We start from the raw sequence: 19,400 nt of genomic DNA on the forward strand, positions 1-19,400 counted from the left end.
AAATTTACAGAAAAAAGGTTGCACAACCGACGTTCGCGGGCTTGCAGATAGGTCTGGTGCCGTGCCGCCAGGATCGCGTGGTCTTCCCCTGCATGTCGCTGGGCGGGGGTGACGTAGCGCAGGCCGCTGTGGCGATGCTCGACGTTGTACCAGTGCACAAAGTTCTGTCCCCAGCAACGGGCTTCGTCCAGGCTGGCGAAGCCGCGCGCCGGGAATTCGGGGCGGTACTTCGCCGTCTTGAAGAGCGATTCGACGAAGGCGTTGTCGTCGGACACCCTGGGGCCTGAGGTTCCCTCCTCCCGCTGCGCCAAGCCGTCAATCGGTGGAATCAGGCAACACGACGATTTAGCCCCCTGACAACATGGGGAATCAACCCCGATCGATCAACTCTCCGACGTGCGTCAGCAACGGCTATAAATTCAGTGACACAGGCCAACGAGTGAAACTTGATACACCGAGTTGAATGGAAGCGGCATCATGCTGGACCGGATCGGTGCCAGCAGTAGATCTTTCCCACCCCGGCGTCCTGCCTACTCCTCGCCTCGGCCCTGCTCGCCGAATGCAACGAGGAAAGGATGAGCGACAAGGTCTATCTCAACTCGCATGCCTGATCTTGACATTTCAATGACATCGACTTGGTACATTTACAGGAAGAAAGTTGCACCACCCCTCATCTCGACTATCATGATTCCGTTATCCCTGAGGAGGTCCACGGCATGAAAATCGCTTTTCTCGGCCTCGGCCGGATGGGTTCCGGCATGGCACAGAACCTGCTGCGCGCTGGCCATGAGCTCGTCGTCTATAACCGCACGCCGGAGCGGATGCAGCCGTTGGTGGCGCAAGGCGCGAAACCGGCAGCCAGCCCCGCGGAGGCAGTTCAGGGTGTGGATGCCCTAGTGACGATGCTCGCCGACGATGCAGCGGTGGAAACGGTGCTCTTCGGCGCGAACGGCGCCTTTGCCGCGCTTCCTGCTGGTGCGATCCACGTCTCGTCGAGCACCCTGAGCGAGGCTTTCGTCGTGCGGCTGGCCGAGGAACACGCCCGTGCCGGGCACGGTTTCGTCTCCGCCCCGGTGTTCGGCCGGCCCGAGGCCGCCGCGGCGGGCAAACTGCGCGTGGTCGTCGCCGGAACACCGCAGTTCGTCGAATGCGCTCGTCCGATCTTCGAGGCGATCGGCGAAGCCGTGCACGTCGTCGGCACGCAACCCCAACTGGCCAACGTCGTCAAGCTCGCGGGCAACTTCATGATCATGGCGCTTCTCGAGGCGCTGGGCGAATCCTATGCCCTGATGCGCAAGGCCGGTATCGAGCCGCTGCAGTTTCTCGAGATCATCAACGGGCTCTTTCGCTCGCCGGTCTATGAAAACTACGGCCGCATCGTGGCCGAAGAGCGATTCTCCCCTGCCGGCTTCGCGGCCAAGCTGGGGCTGAAAGACATGCGCTTCGTGCTCGCTTCGGCCGAACGCGCCGCGGCGCCCATGCCGCTCGCGAGCCTCGTGCGCGACCGCTTCCTCGCCCTGATGGCCCAGGGCGGAGAGTCGCTCGACTGGGCGGCGCTCACCCGCATTGCGGCGATGGAGGCGGGTTTGGGCGCGGCGGCAAAGGGCGATACCCCATGATCCTCTACCTCCACGGTTTCCGCTCCTCGCCCCAGTCGATGAAAGCGCGCGCGCTCGCCGCGCACATGGCGGCCAAAGGGCTCGCCGACGCGTTCCGCTGCCCCCAGCTGCCGGTGGCTCCGGCGGAGGCGATGGCCATGCTGCGCACCGAAGTGGCGCGGCTCGCCGAGCACACAGGACGGCTGCCGACGGTGGTGGGAAGCTCGCTGGGTGGTTTCTACGCCACCCGGCTCGCCGAGGAACTGGGCGTGCGGGCGGTGGCGGTCAATCCGGTGGTCCATCCGTCGCGGGGGCTTTCCGCCTACGTGGGCCGGCTCACCAACCTCTACACCGGCGAGACGTTCGAGTGGACGTCGGAACACGTGGCGCAGCTGCGGGCGCTGGAGCGCGATCGCCTGGAGCATCCCGAGCGGATCTGGCTGATGGTAGAGCTGGGCGACGAGCTGCTCGATCACCGCCAGACCATTGCCTTCTACCAAGGCGCGACGCAGACGGTGCTCGAAGGGGGCGATCACAGTTTCACCCGCTGGAACGACTACCTCGACGAGATCCTCGTCTGGGCCGGGCTGATGCCGACAGGGCATGCGGGGACACACTGACGGCCGCCGGTGCTACCATTGACACCACCCATTCTTCGGAAGGAGCGACCATGGAAGAGAAGACCCCGCCGCGCGTCAGCCTGCGCCAGATCGAAGGGTTCCAGTTCGAAGTGCGTTTCGGCGAAGGCATGTCGCCGCTGCTCACCGACGAGCCGCCGCCGCTAGGAAAGGGTACGGGTCCCGCACCCACCCACCTGCTCCTTGCCGCCGTGGGCAACTGCATGGCCTCGAGCCTCTATTTCGCCCTGACGAAGTTCAAGAACGATCCGCAGGGCGTACGGGCCGAGGCGAGCGCCGAGATGGGGCGCAACGAGGCCGGCCGCTTGCGCGTGCGTCGCATCCACGTGCGCCTGGAAATCGGGGCGCCCGCCGCCGCCCTGCAGCATCTGGACCGCATCCTGGGGCAATTCGAGGAATTCTGCGTCGTCGGCCAGAGCGTGGCCGCCGGCATCCCGCTGGTGCTGAGCGTATTCGACGGCGAAGGCAAGCAGCTGAAATGAATCCGGCGCTCCCCTGCGCAGCGGGCAGCCGCCCCCCCTCGCCCTGCCCGCCCGCCGCCCGATGACGCTCATCCAGTGGCTCGACTACGCGGGCGTAGCGGTGTTCGCCCTCTCTGGGGGGATCACCGCGGCGCGCAAACGGCTCGACCCAGTGGGGTTTGCCCTCATCGGCACGGTGACCGGCATCGGCGGCGGCACGCTGCGCGACCTGCTGCTCGATCGCCCCGTCTACTGGATCACGCAGTGGGAATATCTCGTCATCACTCTGCTCGCCGCCTGGGCGGTGTTCGTCTGGGGGCGATTCGCACCGCGTCCGGCACGCCCGGTGCGCTGGAGCCGGCTGCTGGACTGGGCCGACGCGGTGGGTCTGTCGGTCTTCGCGCTCATCGGTGCGCAAGCCGCGCTCTCGGCCGGGGCGAACGGGTTCATCGCCGTGGTGATGGGCATGATGACGGCGAGCTTTGGGGGGCTCTTGCGCGACATCCTCTGCAACGAGATCCCCATGATCCTGCACCGCGAGATCTACGCTTCCGCCGCCGCGGCCGGGGCGGCGGTCTACGTCCTCGGACTGAAGGCCGGCTGGCCCCACGATCCCACGCTCGCCGCTGGTGCCGGCACGGCCCTCGCGCTGCGCGGGCTGGGCATCACGCGGGGCTGGCATCTGCCGGCCTATGAGGGCGGAGCCCATCACAGCCCATAATCCTCCCCGTCCCCCCGCAGCGCCCGCTCCACCACTTCGCGTTTGAGGTGCGGCGCGAAGGCTTCGATGAAGGCGAAGACGAAGCCGCGCAGGTAGGCGTCGCGCAGGATGCCGATGCGCGTCGTGTTCGATTCGATCAGATGCCCCAGGTCGCGGCAGACGAGGTCGGCGTCGGCCGCCGGGTCGAAGGCCATTTTCGCCAGAATCCCCACGCCCAACCCCATGCGCACGTAGGTCTTGATGACATCCGAGTCGATCGCCGTGAGCACCACCTCTGGCTTGAGGGCGCGGCCGAGGAAGGCCTTGTTGATGTGGTTGCGGCCGGTGAAAGCGCCGTCGTAGGTGATGACGGGGTGCCGCGCGATCGCCTCCAGGGTGAGCGGCTCCAGCGTGGCGAGTTCGTGGCCTTTGGGCACGACCAGCGCGTGCGTCCACTGGTAGCAGGGTAGTTCGACCAGCTCGGGGAAATCGCCGATGCCTTCGGTGGCGATGGCGAGATCGGCCTCGCCGGCGATCACCATCTCGCACACCTGCCGGGGGCTGCCCTGGTGCAACGAAAAGCGCACCTTGGGAAAACGCTCGCGGAAGTTGCGGATCACCGTCGGCAGCACATAGCGCGCCTGGGTGTGGGTGGTGGCGATCGACAGCACCCCCTCGTCGGCGCGCGAGAATTCTTCCGCCACCGCGTGCAGGTGGTTCATGTCGCGCAGCATGCGCTCGCAGATCGCCACGATCTGGCGCCCCGGTTCGGTGAGCGCGGTGAAGCGCTTGCCGTGACGCACGAAGATGTCCACGCCCAGCTCCTGCTCGAGGGCACGGATCTGCTTGGAGACGCCGGGCTGCGAGGTGAAGAGCGCATCGGCCGCCTCGGACACGTTCAAATTGTGCCGCACCACTTCGACGACGTAGCGGATCTGCTGCAGGTTCATCACCGTTTCCTAATAACCGCCGGTTATCGAAGTCTAACGCAAATCGCCTGTTATGCGCCAGAGGCGGCCGCTACACTGCCGCCATCGCATAAAGGAAACCTTGCATGTACCGCTACGATTCCTGGGATCAGGCTCTGGTGCAGTCCCGCGTCGCGCAGTACCGCGACCAGCTGCGCCGTTTCCTTGCCGGCGAGCTCGGCGAGGACGAATTCCGCCCGCTGCGCCTGCAAAACGGCCTCTACGTCCAGCGCCATGCGCCCATGCTGCGCGTGGCCATCCCCTACGGATTGCTGGAGGCGCGGCAGCTGAGGGCGCTGGCCGACATCGCCCGCCGCTACGACCGCGGCTACGGCCACTTCACCACGCGGCAGAACCTCCAGTTCAACTGGATCCGGCTGGAGGATACGGCCGACATCCTCGAGCGTCTGGCCGAAGTGGGGCTGCACGCCATCCAGACTTCCGGCAACTGCATCCGCAACCTCACCACCGATCCGTTTGCCGGCGCGGCCCCGGATGAGCGCGTCGATCCGCGCCCCTGGTGCGAACTGATCCGCCAATGGTCGAGTTTCCACCCCGAGTTCGCCTTCCTGCCGCGCAAGTTCAAGATCGCCGTGCATGGGGCCGAGGAAGACCGCGTGCTCGTCCGGGCCCACGACATCGGCCTCGAACTCTTGCCGGGCGAAGATCCCCTCCTGCCGCGGGTGCGCGTCTTCGTGGGCGGCGGACTGGGACGCACGCCGATCCTGGGCAAGCTCCTCTACGACGAGGTGCCGGCCGAGGAACTCTTCACCGTGCTGGAAGCGATCCTGCACGTCTACAACCGCCATGGGCGGCGCGACAACCTCTACAAGGCGCGCATCAAGATCCTGGTGCAGGCGATCGGCGTCGACGCCTTTCGCGCCGAGGTCGATGCCTACCGCGCCGAACTCGCGGCCCAGGGCGAGGCCCTGCGGCCCACGCGCGAGGAGATCGAACGCGTGGCGGTGCATTTCGACGATCTGCGCCGCGTGCGGGCGCGGCAAACCGAGCCGCCTGCCGTCGCGCCGCTCGGCGCGGACGAATGGCCGGCCTTCACGCGCTGGCGGCAGCGCAACGTGCACCTGCAGCGCCAGCCGGGTTACGCCCTCGTCGTGCTCACCACCAAGCGCGCCACGAGCGCTCCGGGCGACGTTTCCGCCACGGAGATGGAGGCGATCGCCGACTGGGCCGAACGCTACGGCGACGGCGAGATCCGCGTCACGCATGAGCAGAACCTGGCGCTTGCCTGGGTGCGCGAGGAAACGCTGCCGGGACTGTGGCGCGAGGCGCGCGCCCTCGGTTTCGGGCATCCGAGCTTTCGCCTGGCGCACGATCTCATCTCCTGCCCCGGTGGCGACTACTGCGCCCTCGCCAACGCCCGCTCGATTCCGGTGGCGCAAGCGCTGCTCGCCGAGTTCGCCGAAGCGGAGCTGGAAGACATCGGGCCGCTGTCGATCAACGTCTCGGGCTGCATGAACGCTTGCGGCCACCATCACGTGGGGCATATCGGCGTGCTCGGGGTGGATAAGAACGGCGAGGAATGGTTCCAGGTGACGATCGGCGGGCGGCAGGGGAACGACACGCGGCTGGGTAAGGTGATCGGGCCGGCTTTCCGCGCCGAGGACATGCCGCGCGTGGCGCGCACCCTGGTCGAAACCTACCGCGCCCGACGCGCCCCGGGCGAGACCTTCCTCGACACGCTCGACCGCCTGGGCCCGGCGCCTTTCAAGGAGGCCGTCTATGCCGGTACCCCCGCCGCCCGTCACCCCGCGCTCCAGGAGGCCGCCGATGTGGAAGCTTGAGCTCGACGGCCGCGTCTCTGCCTACCGCGCGGTGCTGGTATCGGCCTGGGAAGCCTCGCTCGACGAAGCGGATGCCGTGCTGGCACTCCCGGCCTGGCGCGAGGCGCTCGCCGCGGGCCGCTCGCCGCTGCCGCGGCGGGTGTGGCTCGCGCCGGAAGAAGAACCGCTCCTCACGGCGGAAGAATGCGCCCGGCTCGGGGAGATCGTGCTGCCTTTTGCCAAATTCACCGACGGACGGGCCTTCAGCCAGGCCACGCGCCTGCGTCGGCGCGGCTGGCATGGCCGGCTCACCGCTTTCGGTGCCTTCCTGCTCGACCAGCTCGATTATCTTCGCCGCTGCGGTTTCGACGGCTTCGTCCCCGACCCGGCCCGCTACGACCGTGCAACCCTGGAGCACGACGGCACCCGCTTGCTGACCGTCTTCCCCGAACCCTATCAGGCGAGCGCCGCCGTGCCCGAGCCGCTTTTCCGTCGCCGGGCGCGCGGACTTGCCGAGGAGCGAACCCCATGAGCGATCCCACCCACCCCCGGCTCGATGCCGCCGAACTGGCGGCGCTCGACAAAAAAACCGAAGCCGCCGTCGCCCTGCTCGAGCGCATCGCCCGCGAGCACGCTCCGGCGGCGCTCGCGAGCAGCCTGGGCGCCGAGGACATGGTACTCACCGACCTCATCGCCCGCCACGCCCCTTCCATCGACCTCTTCGTGCTCGACACCGGCCGTCTGCACGAGGAAACCTACGCCCTGATCGCCCGGGTAGAAGCGCACTACGGCCTGCGTCTGCGGCTCTTCGCCCCGCAGGCCGAGGACGTGGAAGCCTTCGTCGCCCGCCATGGCATCAACGGATTCTATGATTCGCTCGAAGCGCGCCTTGCCTGCTGCGACGCGCGCAAGGTGCGTCCGCTCGCCCGGGCGCTCACCGGCAAGCGCGCCTGGATCACGGGCATGCGCCGCGAGCAATCCCCCACCCGCAGCGACCTGCCGCAGCAGCAATGGGACGAAGCGCACGGGCTGGCGAAATTCAACCCGCTCGCCGACTGGAGCGCGAACGACGTCTGGGCCTACCTGCGCCACCACGGCGTGCCCTTCCACCCCCTGCACGAGCGTTTCTACCCCAGCATCGGCTGCGCCCCCTGCACCCGCGCCGTGGCCGCGGGCGAAGACCCGCGCGCCGGCCGCTGGTGGTGGGAACAGCCCGAACACAAGGAATGCGGCCTGCACCGCCGCCCCGCCCTTTCCGGAGAGACCCGATGATCGCCCCCTCCGCCCATCTCGACCGGCTCGAAGCCGAGGCCATCCACATCCTGCGCGAAGTGGCGGGGCAGTGCCAGAACCCGGCCCTGCTCTTCTCCGGCGGCAAGGATTCGCTCTGCCTGCTGCGGCTCGCCGAAAAAGCCTTCCGCCCCGGCCGTTTTCCCTTTCCCCTGCTGCACATCGACACCGGCCACAACTACCCCGAGGTGATCGCCTTCCGCGACCGGCGCGCCGCCGAGCTCGGCGAGCGGCTCATCGTGCGCTCGGTGGAAGACTCCATCGCCCGCGGCACGGTCCGCCTCGCCCGTCCAGACGAGTCGCGCAACCGGCATCAGTCGGTGACCCTGCGCGAGGCGATCGAGGAGTTCGGTTTCGACTGCCTCATCGGCGGTGCGCGCCGCGACGAGGAAAAAGCCCGCGCCAAGGAGCGCGTCTTCAGCGTGCGCGACGAGTTCGGCCAATGGGATCCGAAGAACCAGCGTCCGGAGCTGTGGCGCCTCTACAACGCCAAGGTCCCCGCCGGCGGGCACGTGCGCGCCTTCCCCCTCAGCGACTGGACGGAACTGGACGTATGGCAGTACATCGCCCGCGAGGGGCTGGAACTGCCCTCGATCTACTTCGCCCACCCCCGTCCCTGCGTGCGCCGCGGCAACCTGCTCGCACCGGTCACCGAGCTCACCCCGGTGCGCGAGGGCGAGACGGTGGAGACGCTGTGGGTGCGTTTTCGCACGGTGGGCGACATCCCCTGCACCGCGCCGGTGGAATCGCGCGCCCGCACGATCGAGGAGATCCTGCGCGAGACCGCCGCCACCACCGTCTCCGAGCGAGGGGCGACGCGCCTCGACGACCAGACGCACGAAGCGTCGATGGAACAACGCAAACGCGAGGGCTACTTCTGATGGATACCGTACTGCGCTTTCTCACCTGCGGCAGCGTCGATGACGGCAAGAGCACGCTCATCGGGCGGCTGCTCTACGACAGCCGGGCGCTGCTGGTCGACACCCTCGAAGGCATCGAGCGCACCAGCCGGCGCCGCGGGGCCGCCGCCCCCGACCTCTCGCTCGTCACCGACGGGCTGATCGCCGAGCGCGAACAGGGCATCACCATCGACGTCGCCTACCGCTACTTCCGCAGCGGCGCGCGCACCTTCATCATCGCCGACGCACCGGGCCACGAGCAATACACCCGCAACATGGTCACCGCCGCCTCCACCGCCCAGCTCGCCGTGCTGCTGGTCGACGTGCGCCAGGGACTCACGGCCCAGACCCGGCGCCATGCCCTGCTCGCCGACCTCGTCGGCATCCCGGCGCTGGCGATCGCGGTCAACAAAATGGACCTCGTCGGGTTCGACCCGGCCGCCTTCGAGGAGGTGGTCTACGCCTTCGAAGACTTCGCCGAAGCCAGCGGCCTGCGCGCGCGCCGCCACTACCTCCCCATGTCGGCCCTTTTGGGCGACATGGTGGTCGAGCGCGGCGAGCATCTACCCTGGTACCTGGGCCCGACGCTGCTGGAAGTGCTCGAACGCACCCCGGCCGAGGACGGCGCGAGCCGAAAACCTTTCCGCTTCCCCGTGCAATGGGTCTGCCGGCCGCGCGAAGCCACCGACCCCCTGCTGCACGACTACCGCGGCCTGGCGGGACGGGTCGCGGCCGGCACGATCGCCGTGGGCGAGGAGATCGTCGTGCTGCCCTCCGGGCGCCGCAGCCGCGTGACCGCCATCGAACTGGGCGGCGTGCCGCGCGAGCGCGCCGTCGCCGGTGATTCGGTCATGATCCGGCTCGCCGACGATCTCGACGTCGGCCGAGGCGAAATGCTCGTGCGCGCCGACCAATCCGCGCCGGCGCTCACCCGCGGCGTGGAAGCCGACCTCGTCTGGCTCGACCCGGCCCCTCTCGCCCCCCGGCGCACCTACCTGCTGCGCCACACCACGCGCGAAGTGCAGGCGCGGATCGAAGCGATCGAATGGAACCTGGACGTGGCCACGCTCGAGCGCGTGCCGGCGCACGAACTCGCGATGAACGACATCGCCCGCGTGCGCGTGAAGCTCGCCCAGCCGATCGCCGCCGACCCCTACGAGGCGCTGCGCGACACCGGCAGTTTCCTTCTCCTCGACCCCGTCACCTGGGACACGGTGGCCGCGGGGATGATCCGCGGAGCGCAGTGAAGCCTATCGCTTCGGTGCGGCACCGTGCTCCGCTTCCTCCGGCGTCGGCTGGTACACTCCCCAGTCGACGCCGGACGCCCCAGGACGGGGCAGCGTTGCGCGCACCCGTTCCCGCTCGCGGTGCAGCCAGGCCCGAGCGAGCATGAGCGCCGAAACCGGGGCCGTCAGGAAGAGAAAGAGGGTGACGAGCAGCTCATGGATCGACCACTCGCCGCGCACACCGCCGAAATAGACGATCGACGCGAGCAGTACTCCGCCCACTCCCAGCGTGGTCGCCTTGGTCGGCGTGTGCAGGCGCTGCATCGTCTGCGGCAGCCGCACCAGCCCCCACGAGCCCACCAGACCGAAGAACGCCCCCACGAGCAGCAAGGCTGCGACCAGCATATCCGCCATCTCGCCCCTCCTATTCGATGATCTGCCCGCGCAGCACATAGCGGCAAAACGCCACCGTCGACACGAACCCGATCATGGCGAAAAAAAGCGCCGCCACGAACGGCACCGAGCTTCCCTGCCAGATGCCCCAGGTGACGATGAGCGCGATCACGTTCACCGTCAAGGTATCCATCGCCAGCACCCGATCGACCAGATCTGGGCCGCGCCAAAGCCGCCAGGCACACAGCAGCACCCCCAACCCGAACGCCGCCAGCGCCACCAACGCCGCCATCTCGATCATGATTCATCCTCCCCGAACATCCGCATCAGGCGCGCTTCGTAACGCGCCTTGATCTCGGCCACCGTCGCCGCCGCATCCTCGGTGTGCAGGCAATGCACCAGCAGCGCCGAACCGTCTGCGGCCAGATCGCAGCTCACCGTGCCCGGTGTCATGGTGATCGTGCCCGCGAGCAAGGTGATCGCCTCCTGTACGCGCAATTCCAGCGGCACGACGAGCCAGCTCGAGCGCAGCGTCTCGGGCCGGCGCAGCAGCACCCAGCCGGCCACCTGCACGTTGGCCTTGGCGATGTCCCACAGCACGACGGCCGCATAGGCCAGCGCGGCGCGCCACGAGCGCACCGGCGGCGGATCCGGCCAGAAAGGGCGCAGGAGCCGCGGAATCACCACGCCCACAATCGCACCCATCAGCCAATGCGCCGCGGCGAACTCGTTTTGCAGCGCCACCCACGTCAGGATCAGCGCCAGACTCAAGACCGGATGCGGCAGCCAGCGCCGCAGGCGCGCACGAACGCTCATCGGAACACCCCCGCCCCCGTCACCGCCTGCACGTAGGCACCCGGCTCGAGCAAGGCCTGGGCTGCCTGCGTGAAATAGGCGAGCGCCGGCTCGGCAGCGATCGCCCAGGCGAACATCGCCGCGAACAGCAGCGCGAGCGCCGCCACGCCGCCCGCCGCCGGTCCGCGTGCCGCGGCCGGCGCCTCCCCTTGCGCCTTCCAAAACACCCGCGAACCCGCCCGCGACAGACCCAGCAGCAGGAGGAAAGACGTCACGAGCACGAAGGCCCAGCTCGCTGCCCCGGCGCCCCCCTCCACCGGGATGCTGCGCAGCAGCGCGATCTTGCCGACGAAGCCGGAGAGCGGCGGCAGGCCCACCGCCGCGATCGCCGCGAGGAAAAAGCCCCCGCCGAGCAGCGCCCGTCCGGCGAAATTCTGGCCGCCGACAACGGCGTCGCCTTCCTTGCGCCGTGCCGCACGCACCAGATCGGCGAGCACGAAGAGCGCGGCGCCAGCCAGGGTGGAATGCACCAGATAATAGAGCCCGGCCCCCAGGCGCGGCGCCTGCGCCCCCGCAAGCCCGACGAAGAGCACGCCGATCGAGGCGATGGAGGCAAAACCGGCGAGCACCCCCAGCGTGGGTGCGGCCAGCACCCCCAAAGCCCCGGCCAACAAGGTAAGCCAGGCGAGCGGCTCCAGCGCCGCCAGCTGCCCCAGACCCAGGCCGACGAGCGCGAAGCGCAGCAGCGCATAAGCCCCGACCTTGGAGAGCAAGGCAAAGAGCGCCGCCGCCACCCCCGGCGCGTGCCCGTAGGCCCCCGGCAGCCAGAACTGCAGCGGCACCACCGCCGCTTTCAGCAAGAAAACGACGCACAGCAGCATCCCCCCGGCCATGAGGATGCCCCGATCGGAAGCCGGCACCGTCGGCACGCGCACTGCCAAATCGGCGAAATTGAGGGTGCCGGCCGCGTTGTAGACGAGCGAGACGGCGAAGAGAAAGAGCGTCGAACCGATGAGGTTCACCACCATGTACTGCATGGCGTTCGTCAGGCGCGCCGCGCCGCCGCCATGCACCATCAGCCCGTAGGAGGCGATCAGCATCACCTCGAAGAAGACGAAGAGGTTGAAAAAGTCGCCCGTGAGAAAAGCGCCATAAATCCCCATGAGCTGGAACTGGAAGAGCGGGTGAAAATGCGGCCCGGCCCGGTCCCAGGCAGAGAGCGCCTGCAGCAGGAGCACGGCTCCCAAACCGGCAGTGAGCAGCACCAAGGCCACCGACAGGCGATCGGCCACCAGCGCGATGCCGTAGGGTACCGGCCAGTCCCCCAGCCGATAGACGAGGATTTCGCCCTCGCGCACCGCGGCGAAGAGTAGGATGGCGACTCCAATCTGGGCGGCGGCCGAAGCAAAGGCGAGCACGCGCGCCAGCACCACGTCCTGGCGCGTGAGCGCCACCATCACTGCCGCGCTCACCGCCGGAATCAGCACCGGCAAGACCGGCAGATGCGCCGTCACCGGTCCGTCTCCGTCGCGCGCGTCACCGGCGGCACGTCGATGCGCTCCTCGCCCGCCTCGAAGCGCGCCCGGATCGCCAGCACCACCAGGAGCGCCGTCATCCCGAAGGAAATGACGATGGCCGTGAGCACCAGCGCCTGCGGCAGCGGATCGGCGAAGCGCGTCACACCTTCCTCCCAAATCGGCGGCGCGCCCAAGCTCAACCGTCCCGCGACGAAGACGAAGAGGTTGGTGGCGTAGGAGAGCAGCGACAGACCCAGCACCACGGGAAAAACCTGCCTCAGACAGCACAGATACAGCCCGGCGGCGGTCAGCGCCCCGATGAGCACGGCGAACAAGCCTTCCATCTCACGATTCCTCCCTCGACGACTCCGGCGACACGTCCGGATCCATGGGCGTGCGGTTCGGCGCAAACCCCGCCAGCCGCCCCAGGCGCGCCAGCTGCGCCAAGGCCAGCGTCACCGCTCCGAACACCGTCAGCAGCACCCCCAGATCGAACCCCATGGCGCTCGCCAGCGCCACCGGCCCGATGCCCGGAAGATGCACTTCTCCATGGGCACTGCGCAAAAAGGACGCGCCCAAGCCCATCGCCGCCATGCCGGTGATGCCGGCCACGAGCAAGCCCGCACCGATCCACAGATGGGCATCGACGCGCAGGCGCTGCATCGTCCAGCACAGGCCGCTCGCCATGTACTGGATCAGGAAGGCGAGCGCCACGAGCAGCGCGGCAATGAACCCGCCGCCCGGGGCATTGTGCCCACGCAAGAACACATAGACCCCGGCCGTGAGCAGGAAAGGCAACATCACCCGCGCCGTCACGGCGAAAGGCAGAGGATGGCGCGTGGGCGAGAGGGCGAAGGGGAAATGCCAGGCGCGAAGCCCCTCGCGCGCCGGCCCCTCCTGCATCCCCTGCAGCAGGGCATAGATCACCAGTCCGGCGATGCCCAGCACCGTGATCTCGCCGTAGGTGTCGTAGCCGCGGAAATCGACCAGGATCACATTGACCACGTTGCGCCCTCCGCCTTCTGGTACCGAACGGCTCCAGAAATACTCGGCCAGGGTGGGGGCCTCATTGCGCATCATCACCCAGGCGAGCAGCCCCACCGCCAGGCCGACGAGTATCGCCACCACCGCCGCACCTCGCGGTGCCGACGCCCGGGGTGCATCCTGCTGTGGCAGGAAGAACAGCGTAAGCAAGAGCAGCACGGTGGTTACCGCCTCCACCGCGATCTGAGTAAGCGCCAGATCCGGCGCGGACGCATGAAGGAAAGCGAGCGAAACGACCAGCCCCACCACTCCGATGAGCAGCACCGCCCGCAGTCGCTCATGATGCCAGCGCAGCACGGCGGCGGTGGCCACGAGCGCAAGGCCGGCGAAGATCCAGGCCAGTCCGTTGGCGGGCGTGGGCGGACGCTGCGGCTGCCAGCCCTCCCCTGTACCCCAACCCAGCGCGAGCGCAAGGAGGCTCACCAGGGCGAGCAGCAGCACGTAGCGCCCCAGTACCCCCAAGTGCAGGCGAGCGACGAGGCAGTGCGCCCCCCGCACCAACCCTTCCTGCGCGGCGAAGAACGCCCTTCGTCCATCGAGCGGCAAAGCCCAGGCAAGCACCCGGCAAGACAGCGCTTGGTAGCGCCACACCAGCGCCGCACCACAAACGAAGGCCGCGGCCGACACCACGAGCGGCGCGCCGAACCCATGCCACGGCGCGAGCTCCGGCCACTCACGGCCGCTCCCCGCGGCGGCCGCGCTCGCCGCAACGAGCAAGGGCTCGGCCAGACCGGGCCACAGCCCCAACGCCACCACCGCCACGACCAGGGCCAAGGGTGGCCCCCACAGCAGCGCCGGAGGATCGTGCGGACGTCGTCCTTCCGGAAAGCGCAACGGCCCGAAGAAGAGCGCCGAAAAATACCGGAACGCGTAGGCCGCGGAGAAGATCGTCGCCAAGACGACGATTCCCCACAGCAGCCAGCCGTCCCCCCAGCGTGTCGCCAGCACCTCGGAGAGCATCGTCTCCTTGGAGACGAACCCGTTCAACGGCGGCACCCCGGCCATCGACAGTGCCGCCAGCGTTCCCATGCCTGCCGTCCCCGGCATGACTTTGGCCAGGCCCCCGAGGCGGCGCAGGTCGCGCGAACCCGTCTCGTGATCGACGATGCCCGCGTTCATGAAGAGCGCCGCCTTGAAGGTGGCGTGCATCAAGACATGCAGCAGAGCGGCGAACACCGCCGCAGGCGAGCCCAAGCCAAGGAGCATGGTCACCAAACCCAGATGACTCACGGTGGAATAGGCCAGCAGCGCCTTCAGATCGTCCTTGAAGAGCGCGATCGCTGCTCCCAGGAGCATGGTCGCTGCCCCGACCCCCGTCACCCATGCGCCCCACGCGTCGGTTTGGCCGAACACCGGCCACAGGCGCGCGAGCAGATACAGCCCCGCCTTCACCATGGTGGCCGAATGCAGGTAGGCCGAAACCGGAGTGGGCGCAGCCATCGCGTGCGGCAACCAAAAATGGAAGGGGAACTGCGCGCTCTTGGTAAAGGCGCCCAGCAGGATCAAGGCAAGCACCACCGGCGCCACAGGCGCGGCGAGGATCAGCTCGCGCCGCGCCGCGAGCTCCGAGATGCGGTAGGTGCCAGCGATCTCCCCGAGCAGGATCAGGCCGGCGAGCAGCGCGAGCCCCCCGGCACCGGTGATCGCCAGCGCGAGCCTCGCCCCGCGCCGTCCATCGGCCTGATGGTGCCAGAAGCCGATGAGGAGAAAAGAAGAAAGGCTGGTGAGCTCCCAGAAGACGGGTAAGAGCAAGAGATTGTCGGCGAGCACCACCCCCAGCATCGCCCCCTGGAACAGGAGGAGATAAGCGTAGAACGTGCCGAGAGGTTCGTTGCCGGCGAGATAAGCGCGGCTATAGATGAAGATCAGGATACCGATCGCCAGGATCAGGGAGGCGAAGAAAAACCCCAGACCATCGAGGCGCAGCGCCCATTCCAAACCCAGGGAAGGTACCCAGGGCACGACCTCTTCCACCACCGCGCCGGAGAATACCGTCGGCGCGCTCCCCCACAGCAGCGCGAGCGCCACCAGGCTCGGTGCTAGGGCGGCGAGCAGCGCCGGCGTACGCCCCGCCCGGGTGAAGAGCGGCGGCAGGATCGCCCCCAGCAGCGGCAAAGCGACGATTGCACTTACCCCCATCGCCCCTCCTCATTTCACGATGCGAAAAATCGCGCTATACTTTCGCCTCGAAACAAGCGATCGACCCGATGATACCGCACCCTTCTGCAGCCCCCGACCCGGCTCCGGTCGAAGCCAAGAGTTCGATCCAGGTGATCGACCGGCTCGTCACCCTGCTCGACGTGCTCGCCCGCCATCCCGATCCGCTGCCGCTCAAGGCGCTCGCGGGCGAGGCCGGTTTGCACCCCTCCACGGCGCACCGCATCCTCGCCGCCATGACGGCGGCCGGTTTCGTCGAGCGGCTCGAAGGAGGAACCTACCGCCTGGGCATTCGGCTGCTCGAACTCGGCGCGCTCGTCAAGGCGCGCCTGTCGCTGCGCGACGTCGCCCATCCCTGGCTGCAGCGGCTGCATCGCGCCACCGGCGAGAGCGTCAATCTGGGCATCCGCGACGGCGATCACATCGTCTACATCGAGCGCACGAGCGGCGGGCGCTCGGCGGTACGCGTGGTGCACATCGTCGGCTCCCGTGCGCCGCTACACACCACCGCCACCGGCAAGCTCTTCCTCGCCGAAGAGCCGCAGGCGGAGGTCGAGCGCTACATCGCCCGCACGGGCCTCCCCCCAATGACGCCGCGTTCGATCACCGATCCGGCGCGGCTGCACGAAGAATTGGCGCGGGTTCGCCGGGAAGGCATCGCCTACGATCTCGACGAACAGGAGGTGGGGGTGCGCTGTATCGCCGCCGGCATTCGCGACGAAGACGGCGCGCTGGTGGCGGGGCTATCGCTCTCCACACCGGCCGAGCGCTACGACCCGGCGCTGGCCGGACCGGTGAAGCGAACGGCGGATGCGATCTCGCGGGCGCTCGGCCATGCCCCCACGGGCCGGGCCGAGACGCCGGCGCACGAAGTCTTCGCTCCCTGAGCGCCCGCCGCGAAGCACTCGCCCCCGCTCGGGATAGTAGCGTGGCACGCGGACGCCAGGAGCGGGCGACGCCACGACCGGACCGGACGCCAGCCCGATTCCCTGGCGCTACCCCTAGATCAACCGCGGTGCGCCGCCAGCCGCGGTTTGCCGCCGCGCGCCTCGGTGACGCTGCCGCCCGTCTCCAACCAGCGGCGCAGGCGCTGCGCGTCGGCCACCCGCGTGAGCTTACCTTGGCTGTTCATCAGCACCATGATCACCGGTCGGCCGGAGACCTCGCTGATCATCACCAGACATCGCCCCGCCTCGCTGGTATAGCCGGTCTTCTGCAGCGTGATGTGCCAGTCGTCGCGTTTCACCAGCCGGTTGGTGGTGCCGAACTGCACCAGCCGCCGGCCGACCTGCACGGCGGCCTGTTCCCGGGTGGAAAAGTCGCGGATCAAGGGGTACTCGCTCGCGGCGCGCACCATTTTCACCAGATCCTGCATGGAGGCGACGTTGCCTGGGTTGAGCCCTGCCGGGTCGACGAAACGGGAATTGCGCATTCCCAGCATGCGGGCCTTGACGTTCATCGCCTGCAAAAAGGCCGGCCGCCCGCCGGGATAATGGCGCGACAGGGCCATGGCCGCCCGGTTTTCGGAAGCCATGAGCGCCAGAAGGAGCGCCTCGCGCCGGGTGAGGCGGGTGCCGACCGGCAGGCGCGAACGCGTCCCCTTGAGGGTATCGATGTCCTCCTGGCCGACGGTGATCGTCTCGTCGAGCGGCAGGCGGCTCTCGAGCACCACCATGGCCGTCATCAGCTTGGTGATGGAAGCGATCGGCATGGGTTCGGCCGGATCACCGCGCAGGGCAATGCGCTCGAGCGAGCGCGCATCCGCCACGAGGAAAGACTCGGATTTGAGCGGCGGCTCCCCCGCCTGGGCCCACGACACCATCACCAGGAGGATCGCGAAAATCCCCCTCTGAACGAGTCGACGCAGCATGGCAGCCTCCCGACGCAAATCGCGCACCCGATGATCCGCCAAATATAACAGTTCGTGACGAAAAACGAGCCCCCCACGGACGGAATTACGCCGTCGCGCCGGCATCCCCGTCATCGACTCGTGCGATAATTACGGCTTCGCCGCCGCCTGCGGGCCGCGTCGCCGACCGGCTTTTTACTGTATCACCCGTGAGGAAGTCCATGACCGACAATCGTTTTCGCCGCATGGCGCTCGAATCGGCGCCTGACTACGTCCGCCACGAAGGGCTCAAGCGCTGGGTGGCCGACATCGCCGAGCTCACCGAACCCGACCGCGTCCATTGGTGCGACGGCTCGCAGGAAGAATACGACCGCCTGTGTCAGGAAATGGTCGAGTCCGGCACGCTGATCCGGATCAACCCCGAGAAACGCCCGAACTCCTACCTCGCCTGGTCCGACCCCTCCGACGTCGCCCGGGTGGAAGATCGCACCTTCATCTGTACCCAGAACCCCGACGACGCCGGCCCCACCAACAACTGGGAAGATCCGGCGAAGATGCGCGCCACGCTCACGGGGCTCTTCCGCGGCTGCATGCACGGGCGCACGCTCTACATCATCCCCTTCTCCATGGGGCCGCTGGGCAGCCCGATCGCCCACCTCGGCGTCGAACTCTCCGACAGCCCCTACGTCGTGGCCAACATGCGCATCATGACGCGCATGGGCAAAGCCGTCTACGACGTGCTGGGCGAAGACGGATTCTTCGTGCCGGCCGTGCATTCGGTGGGCGCGCCACTCGAGCCGGGCCAGAAAGATGCGCGCTGGCCGTGCAACCACACCAAGTACATCGTGCACTTCCCCGAAACGCGCGAGATCTGGTCTTTCGGTTCGGGCTACGGCGGCAACGCACTCCTTGGCAAGAAGTGCTTTGCGCTGCGCATCGCCTCCACCATGGCACGCGACGAAGGGTGGCTTGCCGAGCACATGCTCATCCTCGGCGTCGAATCCCCGCAGGGCGAGAAGACCTACGTGGCCGCTGCCTTCCCCTCGGCCTGCGGCAAGACCAACTTCGCCATGCTCATCCCACCCAAGCGCTTCGACGGCTGGAAGATCACCACAGTGGGCGACGACATCGCCTGGATCAAGCCCGGCCCCGACGGGAAGTTCCGCGCCATCAACCCCGAGGCGGGCTTCTTCGGCGTCGCGCCCGGCACCGGTGTGAAGACCAACCCCAACGCCATGGCCACGCTGCACGCCAACGTGATCTTCACCAACGTCGCGCTCACCGACGACGGCGACGTGTGGTGGGAAGGCATGTCCGAGCCGCCGGCGCACTGCCTCGACTGGCAAGGGCGCGACTGGACGCCCGAAATCGCCCGCGAGACCGGGCGCAAGGCGGCGCACCCCAACGCCCGCTTCACCGCGCCGGCAAGCCAGTGCCCCTCCATCGACCCCGAATGGGAAAACCCCGAGGGCGTGCCCATCTCCGCCTTCATCTTCGGCGGACGGCGCGCCACCACCGTGCCGCTCGTCTATGAGGCCTTCAACTGGGGCTACGGCGTGTACATGGCCGCGACCCTGGGGTCGGAAACCACGGCGGCGGCCACCGGCAAGCAGGGCGTGGTGCGCCGCGATCCCTTCGCCATGCTGCCCTTCTGCGGCTACCACATGGGCGACTACTTCAACCACTGGCTGCGCATGGGGCGCGTGGTCGAGCACCCGCCGCGCATCTTCTGCGTCAATTGGTTCCGCCTGGACGAAAACGGCCGCTTCATGTGGCCAGGTTTCGGCGAAAACATGCGGGTGCTCAAGTGGATCGTCGATCGCTGCCACGGCCGCGTCGGCGCCAAGGAGACGCCGCTCGGTTGGATGCCGCGCTTCGAGGACATCGACTGGACGGGGCTCGACATCACCCGAGAACAATTCGAGGCGCTCACCCGCGTCGACGTCGAAGCCTGGCGTCAGGAACTGGCGGAGCACAAGGAGTGGTTCGACAAGCTCGGCGAGCGCCTGCCGCGCGAGCTGGTACTCAAGCGCGAACTCTTCGAACTGATGCTGCACGAAGACTGACCGGCAAAGGAGCGCGGC

The 19,400-nt window shown here is 68.1% G+C and carries 19 protein-coding genes and 1 pseudogene; 11 read left to right on the top strand and 9 right to left on the bottom strand.

The window, feature by feature from the left end:
* Nucleotides 1-281: pseudogene (locus OA56_RS01540) on the bottom strand (integrase core domain-containing protein); the annotation flags it as partial.
* A gap of 414 nt (nt 282-695) precedes the next feature.
* Here OA56_RS01540 and OA56_RS01545 point away from each other — a divergent pair.
* The 4 genes from OA56_RS01545 to OA56_RS01560 all read left to right on the top strand — a co-directional run bounded on the left by OA56_RS01545 (nt 696) and on the right by OA56_RS01560 (nt 3,418).
* Nucleotides 696-1,619 (top strand): NAD(P)-dependent oxidoreductase, encoded by a 924-nt coding sequence (locus tag OA56_RS01545; RefSeq protein WP_461583266.1) that lies wholly within the window; start codon nt 696-698, stop codon nt 1,617-1,619.
* On the top strand, nt 1,616-2,218 hold the full coding sequence (locus OA56_RS01550) for a YqiA/YcfP family alpha/beta fold hydrolase (protein ID WP_461583234.1): 603 nt from the start codon (nt 1,616-1,618) through the stop codon (nt 2,216-2,218). The genes OA56_RS01545 and OA56_RS01550 overlap by 4 nt, the downstream gene beginning before the upstream one ends.
* Before the next feature lie 50 nt (nt 2,219-2,268).
* Complete coding sequence (locus tag OA56_RS01555; protein ID WP_461583235.1) at nt 2,269-2,718, top strand: OsmC family protein; 450 nt, start codon at nt 2,269-2,271, stop codon at nt 2,716-2,718.
* Between the two features lie 61 nt (nt 2,719-2,779).
* Nucleotides 2,780-3,418, top strand: coding sequence for a trimeric intracellular cation channel family protein (locus OA56_RS01560; RefSeq protein WP_461583236.1), 639 nt, complete (start codon nt 2,780-2,782; stop codon nt 3,416-3,418).
* On the opposite strand, the gene OA56_RS01565 is transcribed toward OA56_RS01560, so the two are convergent.
* On the bottom strand, nt 3,406-4,347 hold the full coding sequence (locus OA56_RS01565) for a CysB family HTH-type transcriptional regulator (protein WP_461583237.1): 942 nt from the start codon (nt 4,345-4,347) through the stop codon (nt 3,406-3,408). The two genes, OA56_RS01560 and OA56_RS01565, sit on opposite strands and share 13 nt — an antisense overlap.
* Before the next feature lie 104 nt (nt 4,348-4,451).
* Between OA56_RS01565 and OA56_RS01570 the strand changes: the two genes are divergently transcribed.
* Genes OA56_RS01570 through OA56_RS01590 form a run of 5 tightly spaced genes read left to right on the top strand, consistent with a single transcriptional unit; the run spans nt 4,452 to nt 9,582 of the window.
* The gene (locus tag OA56_RS01570; RefSeq protein ID WP_461583238.1) at nt 4,452-6,167 is read left to right on the top strand and encodes a nitrite/sulfite reductase; all 1,716 of its coding nucleotides are present in this window, start codon (nt 4,452-4,454) and stop codon (nt 6,165-6,167) included.
* On the top strand, nt 6,154-6,678 hold the full coding sequence (locus OA56_RS01575; RefSeq protein WP_461583239.1) for a DUF934 domain-containing protein: 525 nt from the start codon (nt 6,154-6,156) through the stop codon (nt 6,676-6,678). The genes OA56_RS01570 and OA56_RS01575 overlap by 14 nt, the downstream gene beginning before the upstream one ends.
* Nucleotides 6,675-7,418, top strand: coding sequence for a phosphoadenylyl-sulfate reductase (locus OA56_RS01580; protein ID WP_461583240.1), 744 nt, complete (start codon nt 6,675-6,677; stop codon nt 7,416-7,418). Before OA56_RS01575 ends, OA56_RS01580 begins: the two co-directional genes overlap by 4 nt.
* Nucleotides 7,415-8,317, top strand: coding sequence for a sulfate adenylyltransferase subunit CysD (gene cysD, locus OA56_RS01585; protein WP_461583241.1), 903 nt, complete (start codon nt 7,415-7,417; stop codon nt 8,315-8,317). The genes OA56_RS01580 and cysD overlap by 4 nt, the downstream gene beginning before the upstream one ends.
* Nucleotides 8,317-9,582, top strand: a complete 1,266-nt coding sequence (locus OA56_RS01590) for a sulfate adenylyltransferase subunit 1 (RefSeq protein ID WP_461583242.1) — start codon at nt 8,317-8,319, stop codon at nt 9,580-9,582. The genes cysD and OA56_RS01590 overlap by 1 nt, the downstream gene beginning before the upstream one ends.
* Nucleotides 9,583-9,585: 3 nt before the next feature.
* Here OA56_RS01590 and OA56_RS01595 read toward each other — a convergent pair whose 3' ends face one another.
* From OA56_RS01595 to mbhE, 6 genes are read right to left on the bottom strand one after another with little or no spacing between them, the layout of a single operon-like run.
* Nucleotides 9,586-9,975, bottom strand: a complete 390-nt coding sequence (locus OA56_RS01595) for a Na+/H+ antiporter subunit G (protein ID WP_461583243.1) — start codon at nt 9,973-9,975, stop codon at nt 9,586-9,588.
* A 10-nt stretch (nt 9,976-9,985) separates the two neighbouring features.
* The gene (locus OA56_RS01600; protein ID WP_461583244.1) at nt 9,986-10,255 is read right to left on the bottom strand and encodes a K+/H+ antiporter subunit F; all 270 of its coding nucleotides are present in this window, start codon (nt 10,253-10,255) and stop codon (nt 9,986-9,988) included.
* Nucleotides 10,252-10,770: a Na+/H+ antiporter subunit E gene (locus OA56_RS01605; protein ID WP_461583245.1), complete on the bottom strand. Its 519-nt coding sequence runs from the start codon at nt 10,768-10,770 to the stop codon at nt 10,252-10,254. The genes OA56_RS01600 and OA56_RS01605 overlap by 4 nt, the downstream gene beginning before the upstream one ends.
* Complete coding sequence (locus tag OA56_RS01610; protein WP_461583246.1) at nt 10,767-12,263, bottom strand: monovalent cation/H+ antiporter subunit D; 1,497 nt, start codon at nt 12,261-12,263, stop codon at nt 10,767-10,769. Before OA56_RS01610 ends, OA56_RS01605 begins: the two co-directional genes overlap by 4 nt.
* Complete coding sequence (locus OA56_RS01615) at nt 12,260-12,610, bottom strand: Na+/H+ antiporter subunit C (RefSeq protein ID WP_141056086.1); 351 nt, start codon at nt 12,608-12,610, stop codon at nt 12,260-12,262. Before OA56_RS01615 ends, OA56_RS01610 begins: the two co-directional genes overlap by 4 nt.
* Before the next feature lies 1 nt (nt 12,611).
* Nucleotides 12,612-15,449, bottom strand: coding sequence for a hydrogen gas-evolving membrane-bound hydrogenase subunit E (mbhE, locus tag OA56_RS01620; RefSeq protein WP_461583247.1), 2,838 nt, complete (start codon nt 15,447-15,449; stop codon nt 12,612-12,614).
* Between the two features lie 68 nt (nt 15,450-15,517).
* On the opposite strand from mbhE, the gene OA56_RS01625 reads away from it, so the two are divergent.
* On the top strand, nt 15,518-16,354 hold the full coding sequence (locus OA56_RS01625; RefSeq protein WP_055423233.1) for an IclR family transcriptional regulator: 837 nt from the start codon (nt 15,518-15,520) through the stop codon (nt 16,352-16,354).
* A gap of 119 nt (nt 16,355-16,473) precedes the next feature.
* Here OA56_RS01625 and pbpG read toward each other — a convergent pair whose 3' ends face one another.
* The gene (gene pbpG / locus OA56_RS01630; RefSeq protein ID WP_461583248.1) at nt 16,474-17,337 is read right to left on the bottom strand and encodes a D-alanyl-D-alanine endopeptidase; all 864 of its coding nucleotides are present in this window, start codon (nt 17,335-17,337) and stop codon (nt 16,474-16,476) included.
* Nucleotides 17,338-17,537: 200 nt separating this feature from the next.
* On the opposite strand from pbpG, the gene OA56_RS01635 reads away from it, so the two are divergent.
* Nucleotides 17,538-19,382, top strand: a complete 1,845-nt coding sequence (locus tag OA56_RS01635) for a phosphoenolpyruvate carboxykinase (GTP) (protein WP_461583249.1) — start codon at nt 17,538-17,540, stop codon at nt 19,380-19,382.
* The last annotated feature ends 18 nt before the right edge of the window (nt 19,383-19,400 follow it).

This window comes from Tepidiphilus sp. HLB4 (genome assembly GCF_054823945.1).